The organism is Myxococcus llanfairpwllgwyngyllgogerychwyrndrobwllllantysiliogogogochensis, from assembly GCF_006636215.1.
Taxonomy (GTDB): domain Bacteria; phylum Myxococcota; class Myxococcia; order Myxococcales; family Myxococcaceae; genus Myxococcus; species Myxococcus llanfairpwllgwyngyllgogerychwyrndrobwllllantysiliogogogochensis.
In genome coordinates this window covers 1-496 of sequence record NZ_VIFM01000696.1, presented here as the reverse complement: position 1 = coordinate 496, position 496 = coordinate 1, and the positions used below count along the sequence as shown (strand labels likewise).

The window sequence follows — 496 nt, the reverse complement described above, 5'->3', positions numbered from 1 at the left end:
AACCTGCAGCGTGTAGGAATACTCGAATGCGAGCGAGCCCGTGGCGCGTGTGCGCACGCTGCCCTGCCCGATGGTGAGCACGAGTTTGCCGGGGTCGCGCGCCAAGTGGGGCAGGGCGCGAACCAGGTGATCGCGCAGGCTAGGGGGTTTCAGCATGGGCGGCGCTCAGGGCTGCGCGGGCGTCGTTGTAGGCGCGTTCGCAGGTGAGGCCGCGGATGCGGGCCTCGTCGGCGGTCTGGGCCAGCTCTCCCGCTCGATCGTCAGCCCGGCTGCGCAGGTCGGCGAGCAGATCGAGGGCGGCGGCTGAATCTGCCGCGCACTGGCCGGCAGCGGCGGAATCTGCGGCGGCAGCGAGTGCCCGCTCCCGGTGCTGCTCGATGTAGGTGGCGAGGTCGCGGCGCACGCGGTCAGCAGCAGCGCGAGCGCGATCAGCGTCAGCACGCGCGGCGAGCAACTCGCCCCGGCCGGCGGCTTCGGTTTTCTCTTGGGCATTGGC

At 71.6% G+C, this 496-nt stretch carries 2 protein-coding genes; both read right to left on the bottom strand.

Annotation, left to right across the window (positions count from 1 at the left end; genetic code table 11):
* On the bottom strand, positions 1-156 hold a 156-nt coding region (locus tag FJV41_RS55510), incomplete at its 3' end, for a phage tail protein (protein ID WP_181791562.1).
* A partial coding sequence (locus FJV41_RS50060; RefSeq protein ID WP_141649598.1) for a DUF2514 family protein occupies positions 140-496 on the bottom strand: 357 nt, incomplete at its 5' end. The genes FJV41_RS50060 and FJV41_RS55510, both read right to left, overlap by 17 nt.